General features: G+C 55.4%; 14 protein-coding genes and 1 rRNA gene (1 of these 15 cut by a window edge). 8 read left to right on the top strand and 7 right to left on the bottom strand.

Annotation, left to right across the window (positions count from 1 at the left end):
- Positions 1-63: 63 nt before the first annotated feature.
- The 3 genes from JMJ04_RS12330 to JMJ04_RS12320 all read left to right on the top strand — a co-directional run bounded on the left by JMJ04_RS12330 (position 64) and on the right by JMJ04_RS12320 (position 4,020).
- Positions 64-1,500: a UDP-N-acetylmuramoyl-tripeptide--D-alanyl-D-alanine ligase gene (locus JMJ04_RS12330; RefSeq protein ID WP_201370780.1), complete on the top strand. Its 1,437-nt coding sequence runs from the start codon at positions 64-66 to the stop codon at positions 1,498-1,500.
- 42 nt (positions 1,501-1,542) lie between these two features.
- Entirely contained in the window at positions 1,543-2,691 is a 1,149-nt protein-coding gene (locus JMJ04_RS12325; protein WP_201370779.1) for a D-alanine--D-alanine ligase, read from the top strand.
- 255 nt (positions 2,692-2,946) lie between these two features.
- A complete protein-coding gene (locus JMJ04_RS12320; RefSeq protein WP_201370778.1) occupies positions 2,947-4,020 on the top strand; it encodes a dipeptide epimerase in 1,074 nt (357 codons plus the stop codon).
- Between the two features lie 61 nt (positions 4,021-4,081).
- On the opposite strand, the gene JMJ04_RS12315 is transcribed toward JMJ04_RS12320, so the two are convergent.
- Both JMJ04_RS12315 and JMJ04_RS12310 read right to left on the bottom strand, forming a co-directional pair.
- Positions 4,082-5,320, bottom strand: a complete 1,239-nt coding sequence (locus JMJ04_RS12315) for a serine hydrolase domain-containing protein (protein WP_201370777.1) — start codon at positions 5,318-5,320, stop codon at positions 4,082-4,084.
- Between the two features lie 128 nt (positions 5,321-5,448).
- The gene (locus JMJ04_RS12310; protein ID WP_201370776.1) at positions 5,449-5,955 is read right to left on the bottom strand and encodes a GyrI-like domain-containing protein; all 507 of its coding nucleotides are present in this window, start codon (positions 5,953-5,955) and stop codon (positions 5,449-5,451) included.
- Positions 5,956-6,135: 180 nt separating this feature from the next.
- Here JMJ04_RS12310 and JMJ04_RS12305 point away from each other — a divergent pair, with 180 nt between their 5' ends.
- The 4 genes from JMJ04_RS12305 to JMJ04_RS12290 all read left to right on the top strand — a co-directional run bounded on the left by JMJ04_RS12305 (position 6,136) and on the right by JMJ04_RS12290 (position 12,395).
- Positions 6,136-8,193 (top strand): GMC family oxidoreductase N-terminal domain-containing protein, encoded by a 2,058-nt coding sequence (locus JMJ04_RS12305; protein WP_201370775.1) that lies wholly within the window; start codon positions 6,136-6,138, stop codon positions 8,191-8,193.
- A gap of 675 nt (positions 8,194-8,868) precedes the next feature.
- Entirely contained in the window at positions 8,869-9,417 is a 549-nt protein-coding gene (locus JMJ04_RS12300; protein ID WP_201372366.1) for a L,D-transpeptidase, read from the top strand.
- Between the two features lie 294 nt (positions 9,418-9,711).
- Positions 9,712-10,554: a sulfurtransferase gene (locus tag JMJ04_RS12295; protein ID WP_201370774.1), complete on the top strand. Its 843-nt coding sequence runs from the start codon at positions 9,712-9,714 to the stop codon at positions 10,552-10,554.
- Positions 10,555-10,802: 248 nt separating this feature from the next.
- Complete coding sequence (locus tag JMJ04_RS12290; RefSeq protein ID WP_236037994.1) at positions 10,803-12,395, top strand: acyl-CoA carboxylase subunit beta; 1,593 nt, start codon at positions 10,803-10,805, stop codon at positions 12,393-12,395.
- Between the two features lie 76 nt (positions 12,396-12,471).
- Here JMJ04_RS12290 and mce read toward each other — a convergent pair whose 3' ends face one another.
- Positions 12,472-12,897 (bottom strand): methylmalonyl-CoA epimerase, encoded by a 426-nt coding sequence (mce, locus tag JMJ04_RS12285; RefSeq protein ID WP_201370773.1) that lies wholly within the window; start codon positions 12,895-12,897, stop codon positions 12,472-12,474.
- Positions 12,898-13,012: 115 nt separating this feature from the next.
- Positions 13,013-13,576: a ribonuclease FAU-1 family protein gene (locus JMJ04_RS12280; RefSeq protein ID WP_201370772.1), complete on the bottom strand. Its 564-nt coding sequence runs from the start codon at positions 13,574-13,576 to the stop codon at positions 13,013-13,015.
- Between the two features lie 321 nt (positions 13,577-13,897).
- On the opposite strand from JMJ04_RS12280, the gene JMJ04_RS12275 reads away from it, so the two are divergent.
- A complete protein-coding gene (locus tag JMJ04_RS12275; protein ID WP_201370771.1) occupies positions 13,898-18,043 on the top strand; it encodes an adenylate/guanylate cyclase domain-containing protein in 4,146 nt (1,381 codons plus the stop codon).
- A gap of 15 nt (positions 18,044-18,058) precedes the next feature.
- Here JMJ04_RS12275 and JMJ04_RS12270 read toward each other — a convergent pair whose 3' ends face one another.
- The 3 genes from JMJ04_RS12270 to JMJ04_RS12260 all read right to left on the bottom strand — a co-directional run.
- Positions 18,059-19,048: an MBL fold metallo-hydrolase gene (locus tag JMJ04_RS12270; protein ID WP_201370770.1), complete on the bottom strand. Its 990-nt coding sequence runs from the start codon at positions 19,046-19,048 to the stop codon at positions 18,059-18,061.
- Positions 19,049-19,084: 36 nt separating this feature from the next.
- Positions 19,085-19,936, bottom strand: a complete 852-nt coding sequence (locus tag JMJ04_RS12265) for an amidohydrolase family protein (protein ID WP_201370769.1) — start codon at positions 19,934-19,936, stop codon at positions 19,085-19,087.
- 255 nt (positions 19,937-20,191) lie between these two features.
- A 23S ribosomal RNA gene (locus JMJ04_RS12260) occupies positions 20,192-20,627 on the bottom strand (it continues 2,531 nt past the right edge of the window).

Raw genomic sequence — 20,627 nt, 5'->3', positions numbered from 1 at the left:
AGGTACTAGTTGAGCATGATATAATTGCACCAAAACCATAGGGCTGTGGAGGTTTTCTTCTCTATGTTCACCCTCGCTGACATCCTACAGCAATCTCAGGACGCACAGGCGCAAGTGCAGCTTGTGAGCACAACAACACCCGATCTGGCTATGACCTTTACCGAGGCGCATCACGATAGCCGCCAGGTCAAGCCCGGTGATCTCTTTATTGCCATCAAGGGCGCAAAAGTCGACGGACACGCCTTTATTCATAAAGCGGCCCAGGCCGGGGCCAGCGCGGCCCTCTGCACACATCCCGTCGAGGATGTACCTGGGGGCTTTCTCCAGATCGTGGTTCCCGACGTAGTCGCGGCCCTACATGCCACGGCTCGCGCGCGCACCCGCCGCCAGCCCGAGACCACCTATATCGGCATCACCGGTAGCAACGGCAAGACCAGCACCAAAGAGGCCATCGCCGCCGTGCTGGAGCGCCACGCGCCCACACTCAAGACTCTAGCCTCCTATAATACGGAGATCGGCTATCCCCTTACGCTACTACGCCTGGAGCCCCAGCATCGTTACGCGGTCCTGGAGATGGGCGCGCAATGGGTGGGCGAGCTAAAGATGCTCAGTGGCATCACCTGCCCGGACTGGTCGGTCATCACCAATGTGGGCGCCTCCCATCTAGGATATTTTGGCTCGCAGGAACAGGTCATTATCGCAAAAAGTGAGCTGGTCCAGGTGCTCTCACCCGATGGGATCGCCCTGCTAAACTATGATGATCCCAATGTGCGCGCCATGAGCACCAAAACCAGCGCCCGCGTGATCTACTACGGTCAGGGAGAAGGCGCCGACGTCCGCGCCAGCAAGCCTGGCGGCGACCAGCTCTTTGGGCGCAGCTTTGTGCTCAGCTACCAGGACCAGGAGGTTCCCGTTCAACTGCATATTCCTGGTGAGCATGGCATCGCGATTGCCCTGGCCGCAGCAGCGGTAGGCTGTGCCGCTGGCCTCCCTCTAGAGGTTATTCGGCAGGCGCTCGAAGAACTCAAACCAGCCAAACGCCGTGGCGAGATCAAGCCCGGCCCCAATGGCAGCACCCTGATTGACGACTCCTATAACGCCAATCGCCAGTCCATCCTCGCTATCGCCCAGGCCATGCATGGATCAACGCTCGCGCCCCACGGCAAACGCTGGGCGGTGCTGGGTGATATCCTGGAATTAGGACAGTATGCACGCGAGGAGCACTGCACCTGTGGCGCCGCCCTGGCCTCCCTGGTCGACTACATCGTCGCCATAGGTGAGCAAGCGCGCTTCTTTATCGAGGGTGCCCTGGAAGCTGGCATGCCCCAGGATCACGCCTACTTCTATAGTGCCGACCTGGAGAACAGCGCCGAGGTTGAGGCCGCCAAGCGTGCCGCCGCCGACCTCCTCAAGGAGCAGGTGCGCGGCGAGGACCTCGTGCTCATCAAGGCCTCCCTCGGCCTCGGCATGGATACTCTGATCAAGCAGATCTCAGAGTAAAATATAGCTATTTCCAGCGCAACACACGAAAGGATCACACCCGTGACACAGCATAATGAGCCAGGCGCGAAGAAAATCCGCATTGGCCTGATCTACGGCGGCCGCTCCGGCGAGCATGAGGTCTCCCTCAACTCTGCCAAATCGGTCATCGCAAACATCAATTCTGATAAGTACGAGGTCGTTCCCATCGCCATCAACAAAACGGGCAAGTGGCTGCTGGGCGTCGAACCAACACGCATGATCGAGGCCGAGAAAAGCGCCCAGGCTGAGGCCGAACTAGAGCAGAGCACCGCCGTTACCTTTACTGGCGACCCCAACCTGCGCCGTCTCATCCCGGTCAATGGCAGCCAGGAGCAACTAGAGAATCAGGGAGCCATCGACGTGATCTTCCCCGTCATGCATGGCACCACAGGCGAGGATGGCGCCTTGCAGGGTATGCTAGACATGGCGGACGTCCCCTACGTCGGCTGCGGCGTCCTGGGATCGGCCCTGGGCATGGATAAAGAGAAGATGAAGATGATCTTCGAGCGCGCGGGACTGCCAGTTGGGGAGTATCTCGTCTACCGCCGCAATCAGTGGGAGCGGGATCCCGAGAGCATCCTTAACGCCGTTGAGGAGCAGTTGAACTATCCCTGCTTCGTCAAACCCGTCAACCTGGGTTCAAGCGTGGGCATCAACAAGGCGCACGACCGCGCCGAACTGGTACACGCTATCAATGTCGCCGCCGAGTACGACCGCAAGGTCATCATTGAGCGCAACATCAACTGCCGCGAGTTTGAGTGCGCAGTCCTGGGCAATGACGAGCCTATCGTCTCTGTCATGGGCGAGATCGTTCCCAACAACGAGTTCTATGACTACAAAGCCAAGTATGTCGACGGGAAGTCCCAGGTCATCATCCCCGCCGAAATCTCCCAGGAGCTCTCGCAAGAGATGCGCCACCAGGCCCTCATCGCCTTCACCTCGCTCGACCTCAGCGGCCTCTCGCGCATCGACTTCTTCCTGGAGAAAGAGACCAACAAGGTCTACATCAACGAGGTTAACACTCTTCCCGGCTTCACCCAGATCAGCATGTACCCCATGCTCTGGGAGGCCAGCGGCATCCCCTACCCTGAGCTTATTGACCGCCTGGTCGAGCTCGCTCTTGAGCGCCATGCTGACCGCCAGCGCAACCGCACCAGCTTCGGTTTGTAGGGGTTACCTATAGTTTATGTGAAGATAAGCGCTTCAGCCTTAAGGCTGAAGCGCTTATCTTCACATAAACTATAGGTAACCCGCTCCCCTGGCTCCTGGTGGCTATTAGGAAGTCTGCCTGATGTTATACAATACAAGCATATCTAAGCCGTCCCCAACGTACTAAAAAGTATATTTCTTGCTATGCTCTGGCGAGCAAGCGACCTACACACCAGGATACATGCATCAATGACAAGCAGAAAGGCAGCAGCCCACATGACTCGTACCACCATTACCTCTGTGACCGTTGAACCTTTAACTATTCCCCTTCTCGAACCCTTCGCTATCGCGACTGGGAGCGTGGATGCCGCAAGCAACGTCCTTATCACCATTACCTTACAGGACGGCAGCGTGGGCTATGGTGAATGCGCACCCTTCCCTCCCAGTACCGGCGAGTCACAAGAGACAGCCCTGGCAGCAGCTCGTGGCTGTGCTGAGCTGCTGCGTGGACAGAATGTGGCCAACTGGCGTGTCCTCGCCAAGCTGATTCGTAGCCACTTCTACGCCCAGGCCACTGTCTGTACTGGCATGGAGATGGCGATCCTCGACGCGCTAACCCGCTCCTATGGCATTCCGCTCTATACCTTCTTTGGTGGGGCCACAAGCTCGGTCGAGACCGATTTGAGTATCCCCCTGGTCTCACCTGAGCACGGCTACGAACTGGCGCAGGACGCGGTCGAGAAGGGTATTAGCAGCATTAAGGTCAAGGTGGGTGGAGGTCTGCGTGAGGATGTTGACCGCGTGGAGGCCATTCGCAGTGGTGCGCCCCATGTAGGTCTGACCCTCGACGCTAACCAGGGGTATACCCCTAATGAGGCCCTACTCTGCCTTGAAGCCCTGAATGATCGCGATATTCGCCCCCTGCTCCTGGAGCAGCCAGTGGCCAAGGACGACTTCGAGGGCCTGCGCTATATTACCAACCACACCTCGGTGCCCATCGCCGCCGATGAGAGCGTCAGCAGCCCGGCCGATGCCTGGCGCTTGATCAGTATGGGGGCTGTAAATGTAATCAATATTAAGCTGATGAAGTCGGGATTCGTGCAGGCGCTGGACATCGCCGCGCTCTGCCGGAGCACAAACACGCAGCTTATGGTCGGAGCGATGATCGAGTCACGCCTGGCGATCAGCGCCTCGGCACATTTTGTGGCTGGCCTGGGTGGCTTCCGCTTCATCGACCTGGATACTCCTATGCTTCTGGCTGAAGATCCCTTTACCGGGGGCTATGAGCAACGCGGCGGAGCTTATGATCTCTCGGCGATCAAAAGTGGCTTAGGCATCGAGCGGCGATAAAAGCAGTGGAATAGAGCAAATTATGAGGATCGCGCCATGCCAGCCAGAGGTTCTGTATGCTTCAATCGCAGATTGCCTGATAGGTCAGCGTGACAAAATCCTCACCAACTTGCGTGTAGAACGGGTTGTCACTCCCAACCTGAAGCAGAAGGGTTGCCATCAGGTCCTCTTTAGGGTCCGCGATCCATGTCGTCCCAAACGCTCCTGGCCAGCCAAAGGAGCCGATGCTTGGTCCGAGACCGACCTGCCTGGTCCTGACCGCGACCCCATACCCAAACCCCCGGTTGGTCCACATCCCAGATCGGTCAGCGTCGTAGCGATCAAATTCAAAAAAGGGATGGGTATGTTGCTCAGGCGTGAGATAGTCGGTCGTCATCGCTTCGACGGTCTTGCGCGAGAGGAGACGCACGCCATCCAGGTTCCCCTTGCCCAGCAACATCCGCCCGAATCGCTGGTAATCGTCAGCAGTGGAAACCAGGCCAGTTCCCCCGGATGGGAAGAGCGATGGCTCAGCCCAACCCGTGCTGCGAGGATGATCCGCTACGGTGAGTTCTCCTGTGGCCGTTTTCGCATAGAGCACCGCCAGCCTGTCGCGTTTGTCTGGAGGTACCACAAAGCTTGTATCTCCCATCCCCAGCGGCTCGAAGATGCGCTGACGCAATACCATTTCCAACAGCTGGCCCGTGACGCGGGCAATCAGCACCCCCAGAAGATCAGAGGCCACCTCGTAGAGCCACCGCATCCCTGGCTCATAGAGCAAAGGGAGAGCGGACAAACGGGCCATCCAGGCGTCGGGATCCAGGCGTTCGGTTTGCTCAAGATGTGGCGGGTAGGGAAACAAAGCAAAGATGTGCGACCAGAGCGAAGACGGTCCCCACCCAATGCCGAGACGATAGGTGAGCAGGTCGTGCAACGTGATCGGGCGGGGAGATGGATAGACTTCTTCTGGCGAGCCATCCGGATCGCGCATCACCATGCGGTGTGCCAGTTCTGGAAGCCAGGCATCCACCGAGTCGTAGAGGCGAAGCCTGCCTTCTTCTACCAGCATTAAGGCAGCGACAGTCGTCACTGGTTTGGTCATGGACATGATACGAAAGAGCGTATCGCGCTGGATGGGGATCTGTGCTTCTCTGTCCTGCCAGCCAATGGTCTCGACGTAGGCTTCCTCACCGTGTCGGTGAATGAGGGCAACCATCCCTGGGATCTCGCCACGCTCGACGTAGCCGTGCAAGACGCTGCTCAAGCGACCCAGACGTTCTTGCGACAATCCCGTCTTCTGGATACTTGCTCTTTCGTTCATCACATGCTCCTCCATTCGGGTTGGTTCAAACAATTGTTTTGTATTGTAACTGAAACAAGCATAGGCATAGATGCCTCTCTATAAGACGGAGGTCAGCCCGCTTGCGCATTGACATGTGTGACAGCCAGCTATCGGGGGTGAGGATCCGCCAGCCGAATCGCCACTTCTGTTTCCCATTTTGCTTGATCTTGCTCCTCGTTTGGATCGGTGAGGAAGGACATCAAACGCGCGCCGAACGCCCGGCCCTGCTCCGTTTCCCAGGCATCCCACACCAGGCTCTGCTTCGCTCCCCAGTCCAGCAGCGCCGCATTGGCTTCGATGCCACTATCCCAGCCGGTGTAGACGAGCGAGGCATACAAACCTGCTGGCAGAACTCCTGCCCTGACCCGGTCATTGGTAGACTCAACACTCACGGTTGGAATGCCCACCTCAATATCAAGCAGCGCCTTCATATCGATGACGAGATTGCGCAGGAAAGGCGCGCCAGTTGGCACTATGCCCTGATGCGCGATCCAGGCCAACACTTCCCTACAGAGTTGCTGGATCGCGGTATCTAATTCTTGCATAGTGACCTGGGTGCGAATCGCTACATAGTGTTGCTCATTGCGATTCTCCAATTTCGGTTCAGTAATCATAGGTGTTTCCCTTTTTGCTTTTCTGACAACGCTGAAAATATGACAATACACAGGTGCTATTCCAGTTATCATGGAAAAATTCGGTAAATGGCTCGCATTTATGCTGGCTGGTCATATGGTATACTTGGCTCATTGTCAACATCGACGGTCATCTTTCTACTCCAATGAAGGAGGCACTTCATGACCACGACTATCTCCTCTACAACCCATGGCGAGAGCCGCGTCGCGGGCTGGCTCGCACCCAAAGAGTTCGCTATTTTAGAGGCTGTTTGTGAGACCTTATTTCCCTCGCTTGAACCACCAGCTGGCAGTTCGGAGGTGGAGCAAGCCTACTATCGCCGTAATGCTCATGACCTTCATCTCGCTAACCTGATCGCCGAGACGCTGGCACAGGAGCCTCCCGAGGCCCAAACAGAGTTTCGCCAGTTGCTGGCCTTGATGGCAAGTCCCATAAGTGGGCTGCTCCTGGCTGGTAGCGCTAAAGCGTTTCTAGAGCTCTCTGCCGCAAAGCGCACACGCTACCTCCTGGCGATGGCCAATAGCCCGCTGGGAAAGTTGCGCCAGGGCTATCAAGCCATCAAGCGCCTGGCGGGCTTTATCTACTTCTCCGCGCCAACTGAAGAGGGCCGTAATCCCAACTGGGAGGCGCTCGACTATACTCCGGCGCCACCATCACCACCAACCGACGCGCCACAGCCCATCCGCCCCCTGGCCATTACAGAAGACACAACGCTGGACGCCGACGCCATTGTGATCGGCTCAGGCGCGGGTGGTGGAGTCGTCGCTGCTGAACTGGCCCTGGCGGGCAAGAGCGTGATCGTGCTGGAGAAGGGTGGCTATAACAACGAGGCGAATTTTACCCTGCAAGAGGCCCAGGCTACACCCGAGCTCTACTTGAATCGCGGCCTGCTAACCTCGAAGGACCTGGGCATGGTCGTCCTGGCGGGGAGCACGCTTGGCGGCGGGACCGTCGTCAACTGGACGACCTCGTTTCGCACACCCATAGATGTACTCGAAGAATGGGAGGCCATCTCTGGCTTACGCGGCCGCTTTACGAATGCGCAGTACCAGGAGAGCTTCGCCGCCGTTGAGCAGCGCATTCAAGTTAACAAAGAGAATAGCGCGCATAACCGCCAGAACCGCTTGCTCTATGATGGCTGTAAGACCCTGGACTATCATACGGAGGCCATCCCTCGCAACACCGTTGGCTGTGACCAACGCTGTGGCACCTGTGGCTATGGCTGCCGCTATGGAGCTAAGCAGTCGACCATGAAGACCTACTTGCAGGATGCTTTCGACCAGGGTGCGCGCATCATCGTCCACTGCCAGGCCGATAAGGTGCTGATGGAGAATGGACAGGTAAGGGGCGTCCTGGCTACAGTACACAATAAAGAGAGCGGGCGCACCTATGAGCTTATCCTGCACGCGAAAACGGTCGTGGTAGCGGCGGGAACCCTCAATACACCCGCGATTCTCTTGCGCTCAGGCCTGATAAATAAGCATATCGGGCAACACCTCCACCTGCACCCCACGACCACACTTGCGGGACTCTATCCCGACAAGGTCTATCCCTGGCAAGGCGTCATGCAGTCGGCGTACTCGGATCAGTTTGGTCATCTCGATGGCAACTATGGCTATAAGCTTGAGGTACCGCCCACCCATCCTGGCCTGCTGGGACTGGCAACGCCGTGGTTCTCCGCGCGAGAGTATCGCGAGCAGATGGCGCAAGCAGCCCATATCGCGACCATTATCGTGCTTTCGCGGGACAAAGGCGAGGGCAGTGTTACCCTTGACCGCCATGGAGAGCCGATCATTAACTATGTCGTCTCGGTCTATGATCGCAAACACCTCATGCATGGGTTACGCCAGTCCGCGCGCATCCACTTCGCCGCAGGCGCCAGGGAGATCGTGACGCTGCATAATCAGCGCACAGGCGTGAAGCGAGGCAGTGATGGCACGGTCAGCGTACAGGACTTACGTGCCTTTGATCGCGCCATTGAGCGCCATGGCATGGGACCCAACCGCAACATGACCTTTACCGCGCACCAGATGGGTACCTGCCGCATGGGCAGCGATCCCAAGACCTCGGTTACCAACGAACACGGCGAGGTCTATGGCGTCAAGAGACTCTTCGTTGCCGATGGCAGCCTCTTCCCCGCCGCCTCGGGGGTCAACCCCATGCTGAGCATCATGGCCCTCGTCCACAACAACTGCCAGTATCTCAAAACCGTGGTCTAAAAGAAAAGTTGCACAAAAGAGAATTGCTCCTATGCAGCTCTCTCTTTTTGTGCAACTTTTCTTCATCATTATCAGTCCCTCCACTTGCCTCAACGGCTCTTCGATTGCCATCTGCACCAGAAGTAATGTAGACGTAACACTTCAGGTTTTACCACGTCAATATTGATGTATGTAAATTCATAACATCTGCATGTTTGTATTTTTCCTACAACTTGCATACATTTATATGCGTCTATATTTTTATAGAAATTAGAGGAAATAACCATGCGAAGAAAATACTTTCTTCCTCTTTTGTGTATGATCCTCTTGTCTCTCTTCTCTCTTGTATTGGCTGGCTGTGGTGCAGACAATGCCTCCTCAGGCAACTATAGCGCCATCTCCAACCGCCACATCTCTGGCACAAAAGGCGAAAGAGGTTCCAGTCAAATTAAGCAAACCAGTTACCCTGACTAAGCCATCGACGCCCGCGACGACCGTTCAGGTTAGTTGGACAGATCCTTACACTATGTATGCAACGGGGACCGCCACCGTGCGCAATGCCCCCAATACGGGTGGCACCATCCTGACCAGTTATGCTCCTGCAACCGCCGTTACTGTCTATGGCAATGTACAGGGAGAAACGGTCAATGGCATCTCAACATGGTATCGCGTCTCTGACCGCAATAGCGACCCTAAATATATTTATGGTGGTCGTCTCAGCAACACGAAGACTACACCTGCCCCCACACAGACATCTACTGGCGGGAAGGTCCTGGGACCTCCTCCTCCTCCTCCCCTGCTCCTGCCGCGCCCATCGCGACTGGAAAGGTCATTTTTGTCAATCTCTCAACTCAGTATCTCTACGCCTATGAGAATGGCGCGGTCGTACGCTCCTTCCCGATCACAAGTGGACGCCCGGAACTATACACGCCAGCCGGTACCTTCACTGTCCTCAGCAAGGGAGCTAATTTGACGTTCTACTCTCCCTGGCCAGTTGGTTCGCCTTACTACTATTCGCCTGAGCATGTTGATTACGCGCTCAAGCTCACCACTGGCAGTATCTATATCCATACCGCGGGCTGGCGAGAGTACAATGACTTTGGTCCTGGAACGCAGGATCCCCATACATTGCCAGATGGCACCCAGTCAACTGTCTCATATGGATGTATCAATACACGCATCAGCGATGGACAGTGGTACTATAGCCGGGCACCAGTTGGTATGACAGTGGTTATGTCCTACTAATTAATGCTATGAGCAAATTACTGAGTTAACCTCTCGCGCCTGTGGCGCTCGCTTCGGTTGATGCAGTGAAGCCGGTTTGTAGCCTGCAGGCTGCAAACCGGCTTCACTGCATCAACCGAAGCAATATGTAAACACTTTGAGGCCTCCCGACGGCTATTCCCTCACTCCAGATGGGCATTCGCAAAAATACCTCGTTTTAAAGGTTGACATTTACCTATGCCAGAACTTATACTTAGCTCAAGAGAAAAATACTTTGTTGATCTATTTAATCAACTTTTCAAAGGAGCCAGCGCGATGTCAGAGTATGCACATCCAGAGGTACTCGTTGACGTTAATTGGGTTGAGGATCATTTGCAGGATCCCCGTGTTCGCCTGATCGAGGCGGATGAAGATGTCCTGCTTTACGAAATTGGTCATATTCCGGGCGCGGTCAAACTTGACTGGAATGTCGATGTCCAGAATCCCTTGAGCCGCGACTTTGTGGATAAAGAGGGCTTTGAGCAGTTGTTGAGCCGCTGGGGCGTCTCCAACGACACCACCGTGGTTCTCTACGGCGATAAGAACAACTGGTACGCCGCCTATGCCTTCTGGCTCTTCAAGCTCTATGGGCATGAGGATCTGCGCATCCTCAACGGTGGGCGCGCGGCCTGGGAAAAGGCAGAGAAAGCCTATACTAAAGAGGTTCCCACCTACGAGCGCACCCATTATCAAGCTCAGGAAGAAAACGAGCAAATTCGTGCCTTCCGCGACCAGGTCCTGGTCGAACTGAAGGATTCTGACCTGCGCCTCGTAGATGTACGCTCCCCAGGTGAGTACAGCGGTGAGCTGATCGCAATGCCGAACTATCCCCAGGAAGGCGCCCAGCGTGGTGGGCATATCCCTGGCGCGAAGAATATTCCCTGGGCCACTGGTGCGCGCGAAGACGGTACATTCAAGAGTGCCGATGAACTGCGCAAGCTCTACGAAGACAAGGGCATTACACCCGAAAACCGAGTAGTTACCTATTGCCGCATTGGTGAGCGTGGAGCCTATAGCTGGTTCATTCTCACACAGTTGCTGGGATATACAAACGTCCGTAACTACGATGGCTCCTGGACTGAATGGGGTAGCCTGGTCCGCTCCCCCATCGAGCGGTGAGTTCCTCTTGCGTCCGATTGAGAGCGCCCCTGCGGGGGCGCTCTTTTTTGTGATGGATAATAAGGAGCTAGTGGCGTGGTTTGCGGCGTCAGCCGCAAACCACGCCACTAGCTCCTTACTACAAACTGGTGTGTAGCTCATCCGAGGTTAGGGCGTAGTGTGTGCTAAGTAGCCTCTGTAAAAAGGGCTGTGATATACTGCCATACGTACGCACTGTTCTTGCCATAGATCAATGGAGATTGAGTTTTATGACCACTAGCGAACGTAGCTCACAGGGAACAACACATACCAAGGGAACACAGGAGAAACTGGCCGACCTGGCCGAGGCCAAAGCGGCGTCTAAGCTGGGCGGTGGCCCTAAGCGCATCGAGGTGCAGCATAAGAAGGGCAAGTTAACGGCCCGCGAGCGCATCGACCTCCTGCTCGATCCCGGTACGTTTAACGAACTGGATATGTTTGTGACCCATCGCGCCTCAGATTTTGGTCTGGATGAGCAAAAAATTCCCGGCGACGGCGTTGTCACCGGTTACGGGCATGTCGATGGGCGTCTCGTCTACGTCTTTTCCCAGGATTTCACCGTATTTGGCGGTTCGCTCTCCGAGGCGCATGCGGAGAAGATCTGCAAGATCATGGACATGGCGATGAAGAATGGCGCACCCGTCATCGGACTCAATGACTCGGGTGGTGCACGCATTCAGGAGGGCGTGGTAAGCCTGGGCGCCTATGCAGACATTTTCCTGCGCAATACTATGGCCTCGGGCGTGGTCCCCCAGCTCTCGGCCATCATGGGACCCTGCGCCGGAGGTGCCGTCTACTCACCCGCGATTACCGACTTTATCTTTATGGTCGAGGAGACGAGCTATATGTTCGTCACTGGCCCTAATGTCGTCAAATCCGTCACACACGAGGATGTGACCTTCGAGCAGTTGGGTGGCGCACAGATCCACAATAGCACCAGCGGCGTCGCGCACTTTGCCTGTCCCAGCGAGCCAGAGTGCATTCGTCAGCTCCGTCAGCTCCTCAGCTATCTGCCATCCAATAATATGGAGGATCCTCCGCGCATCGCCACCAACGATAGTCCCACCCGCGTCGAGGAAGCCCTGGACAGCATTATTCCTGATAACTCAAATAAACCCTATGATATGAAGGCAGTGATCAAACATATTGTTGACGAAGGCAATTTCTTTGAGGTCCAGGAACATTTCGCCCAGAATATTCTTATCGGCTTCGCTCGCCTGAATGGGCGCTCCGTAGGCATCGTCGCGCAACAACCGCGCGCGCTAGCAGGCGTCCTTGATATCAATGCCTCAGACAAGGCCGCCCGCTTCGTTCGCTTCTGCGATTGCTTTAATATCCCCATCATTACCTTCGTTGACGTACCAGGCTTCCTTCCCGGCGTCGGACAGGAGCATGGGGGCATCATTCGCCATGGCGCCAAACTGCTCTACGCCTATTGTGAGGCCACTGTGCCTAAGATCACCGTTATTACACGCAAGGCCTACGGCGGCGCGTATGATGTGATGAGCAGCAAACACGTCCGGGGCGATATCAACTACGCCTGGCCGACCGCTGAGATCGCGGTCATGGGGGCAGAGGGCGCGGTCAATATCCTCTTCAAGGATGAGATCGAGCGCGCCGACGATCCGGAGCAGCGACGTAAAGAGCTGATCGCTGAGTACACGGAGAAGTTTAATAATCCCTACATCGCCGCCAGTCGCGGTTATGTCGATGAGATTATCGAACCACGCAACACACGTGTGAAGCTGATCAACGCCCTGGAGATGCTAAAAAATAAGCGCGACTCCAACCCACCCAAGAAACACGGCAATATTCCCTTATAAATGTTTTAAGTAAGAAGATGAGAGTGTGTTCGTTGATACGGGCAAAGCCCGTATCAACGAACACACTCTCATCTTCTTACTTATTTTTTTCTAGGAGTTCGAGGAGGACACCATTGGTGCCTTTGGGATGGATAAATACCGCGCGGCCCTCGGCGGCAAGGCGTGGCTGCTGATCGAGTACGGGCGCCTCCTGGGTCTGCATCTCCTGCAAGGCTTTATCGATATGCTCAACCTCCAGGCAGATATGGTGCAAGCCCTCTCCACGCTTCTCTAGAAACTTGAGGAGGCTGGCATTGGTCGCGGCAGGCTCAATTAGTTCAATCTCGCTACCGCCGGGACCGCCCATGGGCAGAAAGGCGATACGCACCTGCTCGCTTGGAACCTCTTTGATCTCGCGCGGCTCAATACCAAGTGTATCACGATAGAAGGTTAGTGCCTGTTCAATGTTACGGACAATGATAGCCACATGATCGATCCGCTTAGGGGTATTCTCGGCTGACATTCTTTACAATGACTCCTCGCGCCTGCGGCGCTCGCCTGATAGGTGGTGTGGTGTCGTAGCAGCTACTTGCGTACGCGGCTACGACACCACCTATTAGAATTACTTACTTAAGGCGTTAGCTGTAGCTATGCTTTGAATGCTGGGATTGAAGAAGGTCCGACTTTAGGCGATGAGGCACGGCGGAGAAAACGCCCAGGCTACGCTGAATGGTACTACTCAACGTACGCAGAGCCATAAGGGCGCTGATACGCGTCTCCTCGTCATAGCCAAGCGCATCCGCGGCCTGCTCGAACTCGGCCTGGGTCAGGACTTCGTACGAGAGATCGGGCTTGACCAGCATGCTCAGATCCAGGTCAACATAGGAAAGGCGCTCATATCCCAGAATAGCGGGCTGAATAATGGTGGCGTATGTATGAATCAGGCTTTCGCCGTCATAAAATGCGCTTAACATGTACCAGCGCTCGGGCCAGAAGAATTGCAGACAATGTGAGCGCAGAGGGCGTGTCCCTCGCTCCCAATTCATCGGTGTACCAGCCGGCAGCCAGAGTCGCAAGGAACCCTGCGCCGCCTCTGCCTCTTCGTTCCCCACTTGCGTCTGAGCGCTCAACTGGTGTGCCTTCCACGAGCCACGTAGCGTCTTATCATAGTTACGACACTCTACTAAAAAGTCTTGCCGCATACATATACTCCCTTCCGTCGACCCCATAGTACGGAACTTATCTTGAAACGTCAAGCATAAAAGATACTTTTTCCCATTATGCCTGGCACTTTGCTTACTTCTGTCTGTTGCATTGCAGTTTGAATAAACGCTTTGCGCTCACCTTTTATTCCGCAAATAGAGCTTTAACCCTTTCCAAGTCTCCGCACCTCATCCCAGGCCTTTCTTCTGGGGGCCTGGTGTTGTACAATACAAGCTGATGGGTGCTGGCGCGTGTTTCTACACCCTGCTTACTACCCATATTACTACGTGCGCCTTGCTTGCCAGAAGGGCGCCAGCTTGTTGCAAGATCAGCAGAATAATCTTATTCCTAAACCCAACGTCACTGCCGTGACTAGCGCTCCGCGCTCAGGGTTTTCGGATCAGAAGATGCGGACTGTTAAGAAATTTATGCGTTGCCCCAACTGCCAGACAATCAATCCAGCAAATGCGAAGTTCTGTCTTGAGTGCGGGAATCGCCTGCTCGTTTGCCCCAACTGCCAGACGGTAAACCTGCCCATCGCCAAGTTCTGCATTGAATGCGGCACCAGGTTACAGCCATCGCAGCCAAAGGCCAACGTGGGCGGTCCTACCGCGCCAATGCCAGCCATACAGGCGGAGACGCGAAGTGCAGGCCGTACTGCGCCTCTACCAGCGCCCGCATCCTCGACTTCCTCTCTCCTTTTACCACCTGAGGAGCGGCGTGTTGTCACCATCATGTTCGCCGATATCACTGGCTCAACGCCCCTGGCAGATCGCCTGGACCCCGAAGATATGCGTGCCATTCTGACAGGCTATTTTAACTTGATGACGCAGCAAATCCGCAAACATGGCGGCATCGTCGAGAAATATATTGGTGACGCAGTCATGGCGGTTTTCGGCGCGCCTATCGCGCATGAAGATGATCCCGACCGGGCTATTCGCGCCGCGTTAGACATGCAAGCAGCGCTCAACCAATTCAATGAGCAACGCTGCAGGCTCGATCCACAGGCCACGCGCCTGCAAATGCGTATCGGCATTAACACTGGCGAGGTCGCCATTCCAAATAGTAACACGCACCAGAGGCAGGATTTTCTCATTACAGGTGACGCAGTCAATGTAGCCGCGCGCCTACAACAGGCGGCCGCGCCCGATACAATTCTCGTTGGCGAGCGCACCTACCTTACGACGCGCGAGGTCTTCGAGTTTCGCCCTATGGCGCCCTTACAGCTCAAAGGAAAAACTGAGCCAATCACAGCCAGCGTCGTACTAAATGAGCGCAAGGGCCTTTCAACCACAGATCAACACCCACGTGGCATCAAGGGCCGCCAGGTCAGGCTGGTAGGGCGCTCCCTTGAGCTGACCTTGATTCATGCCAATTATGCGCGCGTCCTCGCCGAGCGTCAGCCACATCTCATCACGATCCTGGGTTCCCCCGGCATCGGTAAATCACGACTCGTCAGAGAATTTATTAAGCGCGAGCAGGAAAAGGTCAAGAGCGCTTCATCCTATGGTAAACTGGTGGTTCCCCGCGTGCTCAAGGGACGCTGTCCTCCCTATGGCGAAGGCATCACATACTGGCCACTCATCGAGATCCTGCGCTCACTCCTACCTATTGAGGAGAGCGAGAGCAATGAACAATACCTGGCCCGCCTCTCTGAGCGCATCAAACAAGCCCTGCAACGTTCACATCGCACCGAGTCGGCGGACGAAATCGTTAACACCATAATCCGTAGTGTTGGTCGTGGCCTGGATGAGCGGCAGGGTAGCCCCGAGAAAGAGAAAGGGAAAGAGCTCAGTCCCAAGCAGATCAGCAACCAGGCAGGTCCCCTCCTACGGGCCTGGCGCATCTTTCTGGAAGCACTGGCAGAGGAGCAGCCACTTATAATCGTCGTCGACGATCTACAATGGGCGAATGAGGCGCTTCTCGACCTGCTGGAATACCTGACCGACCGCGTCACTGACGTGCCGATTCTCTTCCTCTGCCCAGCTCGCCCCGATTTCTTTGAGCGGCGGCGTGAATGGGGGGGAGGCCGCCGTAACTTCACGACAATTGAGCTGGATGCCCTCTCGCCCGAGGAAAGTAGTGAGCTCATTGATGCCCACCTCAATACGGAAGAGTTCCCTGAGTTCCTGCGCCAGTCGATCCTGGCCCGCACCGAGGGAAACCCCTTCTTTGTAGAAGAAATCATTCGCATGCTGATTGATCAGGGCACTCTGATATATGAAAGCGATCCCAATACAGGGCAGGACTACTGGCGGCTGGGGCGCTATAACGAGATGGATTTTGGTGAGTTTGCCTCGCCCTTAGAGCATTCCGATGAATTACTCAATATGCCCTATCTCCTGCCGATGTCGCATCTGCCCGACACCATTCAGGGCGTGCTCGCGGCCCGCATCGACCTGCTCAAGTTTATTGAGAAACGTGTGCTCCAGCATGCGTCCATTATCGGGCGCACCTTCTGGCTCTCGCAACTGCGTGAACTGACACCCGATATTCAACAAGAAGTGCTCACCAGCGCGCTTGACGCCCTCATCCAACGCGACTTTATCACTGAAATCGAGAAGCATACACGCAACATTATTCCTGACGACCGCACCTTTGCCTTTAAGCACGTTCTCATTCGCGACGTGGTCTACAACAATATTCCGCGCACACGCCGCTCGCGTGAGCACGCCGTACTGGCCCAATGGCTTGAGGAGAAGACACAAGAAGATCGCGATACCTACATCGAGCTGCTGGCTTATCACTATCAACAGGCCCTGGTAAACTGGTCTATTAATATGACCTATAACCCGCTGGAGTTCGGCAGCGGAGCCAGGTCTCAGGCACATATTATAGATCGCCCTGAGCTGCGCAAACGCGCGATCAGATACCTGACACTGGCGGGCGACCAGGCCTTGCATAGCTACTACACGCTACGCGCCTTGCAGGCCTACAATGACGCCCTGGAACTTCAGCAAGAAGGGGAGACGGAGCCATTTGAGCTTGTACGAATGCACTTTAAACTGGGAGACGCACACTGGCAACGCGGCAACGCCGATGAGGCCTGGCAGGAGTACCGTAAATCCCTACGCCTGGTAACCGAGGCTCAGGAGCCGATTGCCATTGAAGCCATTGAGCTGGTAGATATCTATGAGCGGCTGGGCGAGCTAGGTACGCGCATGCGCGGCATGTTTCGCAACCCGCCCGCGCTACAAGAAATTCGCAGCTATATCGATCAAGGACTGGCCCTGCTTGACACCAATCAACAGCTCGCGAAAGAACGCGTATACTTCCTGACCTACCAGGCGTTCTGGAATATTCGCCAGTTGGAGGCAACACCCGTTTCGCAGAAGGTAGCCCTGGCGGAGCAGGCCCTTGCCAGTGGGCACGAAGCCTTAAATCTGGCAGAAAAGCTCAACCTACCCATCGCGCTCTCGCTAACGCTGGACGCGCTGAGTTTTATCTACCGGCAATACAATAAATATCGTGAAGCACATGAACTGCAACATCGTCGTTACCAGCTTGAAAGCCAGCTTACCGAGCGCGAAGAACTCTACGATCTTTATGGATCGCTTGGACTGGCACATGAGGAAACAGGCGACTACTCCGCTGCTTTGATGTGGTTTGGGCGGGCCTATAGCAACGCGCAAACCATGGAGAATCCCATTCTACTGCTCGAAAGCATGGTTGGACGCATGCGCGCCTGGCGCCAGTGGAATCGCTGGGATGAAGCCAGGCAGGTCGCCATTGAGATTCTGGCTCTGATCGACCAGTATCAGCTAGAGAACGAGAAATTGCAGTTCTGGGCACTGGAAACGCTGGCAACGATTGCCTATCGCCAGGGGAAGCAAGAAGAAGGAGACCGCTATTATCGCCAGTGCCAGCGCCTGGTGGAGCAACAGATGGAGCGTGGAGAGGAACAGGGACGCAATCTCCAGGCGACGCGGTTGCATGCCATTCACCTGGCACGTGAGGACTGGACGCTAGCCACCGCGGACTATAAAGAGAAGCTGCGCATCAGTGAACCCATACCAACACCCGAGACACTCGCCACACTAGCGGAACTACTCGTAAGCACAGGGGAAGATGCAGAGAAACAGGAGGAGCTTTGTGAGCGCGCGCTCTTGCATGCCCAGGAGTCGGGGGCACGGAAAAGTGAGGCAATTGCGCTAAGGGCCTGGGGGCGCCTGTATACGGAGCGGAAGAACTGGAAACTGGCTGAAGATTACTTCAAGCAGGCGTTGACACGCTGCGAGGCGCTTGACCTGCCCTGGGAGCAGGGACTCACACTCTACTATCTCGGCATTCAATACGCGCGCCGGGCCGAAGAAAACAACGATAAAGCTCAGAAACGTAATAGCTATCTGAGTCGCGCCCGCTATCATCTCGAACGCGCTCTGGGCTTTTTCGAGGCTCTCAAGGCCCAGCCACAAATTGAGCGCCTGCGCCTGGTACTGATGCAGACCTCTTCGACACGTGTCTAGAGACTTCAGCGCTCCCTAGAGATCCCAGAGCGAAGGAGCATGCCAGAGCTGGGTGGAGTCCCAGATGCCTCCCATTCCGGGTGGCAGGACTGTGATATGAAGTTGTGAGAGATTCGCGCCAGCATTTTGTAGTCGTTCGCGCATGCTGGTCAGGGCCAGTGAGGGTGTATTGTTGGTCTTGCTTAAGTGGCCTAACCAGAGCCAGCGTATACTATCTGGACGCCACGTTTTCAGAACAGCATTCGCGGCCTGGTCATTTGAGAGATGCCCTGTTGAACTGATGATGCGCTGCTTCAGCCTTTGCGGATAGGGGCCGCGTAAGAGGCGCTGGCGATCATGATTCGACTCCAGCACCAACAAATCCGCCTGCGCCATCATAGAGAGCATCTCAGGAGTCACCTCACCCGTATCTGTCACGACACAGAGACGACAACCGCCCACGCTCAAGAGATATCCACAGGGAGCAACAGCATCGTGCAAGATAGGAAAAGAGGTCACCTCGATATCCCCCACAGTAGTCGTTTTGCCTGTGGGCAGGATCAGGGCTGGCACATTGTTCGCCGGGCGATAGACGAGGGTAGACTCCTGAATCCTGGTCACAATCTCTACACCGGACTGCTCCTGAACCAGTGTTGTCTCGCTCTGTTCTTGAATAACCACATCCCCCTCTGCCTCAGTTGGAGATACCACCAGTTTGCCTGAGTCTGAGCGCCACGCACCAGCCGCCAGGCCTTGCTCAATAGCCGCGAAGGTCTCTTCATTTGTGATAACAGGAACCTGGTAGCGGCGAAGCAGCGCAGGAAGAGCCAGCACGTGGTCGCTATGCTCATGGGTTACCAGTACACCACGCAACTGAGAGAGGTCGACGCCAAGCAAGCGTAAACGAGCTTGAAGTACACGTACTCCCAGGCCAGCATCTACCAGCAGCCTGGTACGCCCTCCTGGTCCGGCTTCGACATAGAGGGAATTTCCACTACTACTACTACCTAACGAAACCACACGCATATATCTGCTACCTTGTTATCCTTCAGAAGAAATAGTTTAATCAGCCGCTTGTAGGCGCAGCAAGCGTCGCGCATTCTCGCCCAGAATAAGTTGTAACTCAGCCTCGTTCAGGCCACTCGCCCGAATATGCTTCATCACTCGCCGCTGGCCCAGAAGTCCATAGTCGCTGGCAAAGAGAATACGCTCAGCGCCAACCATATTAACCGCCGCCTTAAAAATCGCGGGACGGTAGAGATAGATGGTTGCGGCTGTATCATACCATACATTGGCTGTGGCGCGCTCTATTTCTGGCATAAGGGCGTAAAAAGGCAAACCGCCACCCCAGTGAGCGGCAATAAAGCGCACATCTGGAAAAGCCGTGAGAAAAGTAAGCACATCCTGCACAGAGACATCACCCTTCCCAGGGTAGAGATGGCCAACAGGCTCGCTACAATGCGAGAGCACCAGTAGCTGATAGTGGCGCACGACCTCAAGCAGAGGAGTCAGCAGGGTGATATCACTGAGGCGATAGCCCTGTCCATGCGGCATCAGCTCGCCCAAACCAAGCATGCCAGCCGCCACGCATCGCTCTAGTTCACGCACAGCTCGTAAGCCAGAGGTGGGTTGTATCACAGCCATGCCATAGATTCGCCCGGGATACCGCTGCATAGCCTCGATAACGTAGCTATTTGTCTCTTCAATCAAGCCGGGATCACTCCAGCCAAAGGAGAAGGCAACTGAGACATCTACACCTGAAGCATTCATCTCAACGATTAAATCTTCAGCGGTGGCCATCCGAGCGCGAGGGTTCGCGTACAGCTCATTAAACCAGGGATCGCGCTCACAGTACAAAGCTCGCTGAGCGCAAATATGAGGAGGAAAGATATGGGTATGAATATCGATAATCATGGTTTTAGCTCTATGACATGGAATCAGGAATTTGAGGACAAGCAAAAAAAGGGTTCGCAGCATCATTCTTCCACTGCGAACCCTTTTTCGTTCTGATGTAACCTGCCAAAGAAGTACTCCCTCAATTTTGCTGAGCCACGCTGGCCTGCTCACGCTCCCCGTGCCGCGATGTCCTCTCACTCGTGCTCAGGTCCGATCTCAGACCGCTCTCACTCACACCACAAGGACTCACCACATACGCGAAGAAACAGAATGGGAAACAAGCCGTACGATCATTAGTACTGCTCCGCTCCACCTGTTACCAGGCGTCCACGCGCAGCCTATCCACCAGGTCTTCTTCCTGGGATCTTGACTCTTCTTGAGAGTGGGAAAAGTTATCTTCGGGTCGGCTTCGCGCTTAGATGCTTTCAGCGCTTATCCCTTCTTGACGTAGCTACCCAGCTCTGGAGGAGGCCCCCCAACTGGCGCACTAGCGGTCAAGCCATCTCGGTCCTCTCGTACTGAAGATGACTCCCCTCACTTTTCCGACGCCCACGACGGATAGAGACCGAACTGTCTCGCGACGTTCTGAACCCAGCTCGCGTGCCGCTTTCATGGGCGAACAGCCCAACCCTTGGGACCTACTCCAGCCCCAGGATGCGACGAGCCGACATCGAGGTGCCAAACCTTGCCGTCGATGTGAACTCTTGGG

This window comes from Ktedonobacter robiniae, assembly GCF_016587375.1.
Lineage (GTDB): Bacteria > Chloroflexota > Ktedonobacteria > Ktedonobacterales > Ktedonobacteraceae > Ktedonobacter > Ktedonobacter robiniae.
Note: the sequence above shows the minus strand (reverse complement) of the source record. Positions and strands in the feature narration are given on the sequence as shown.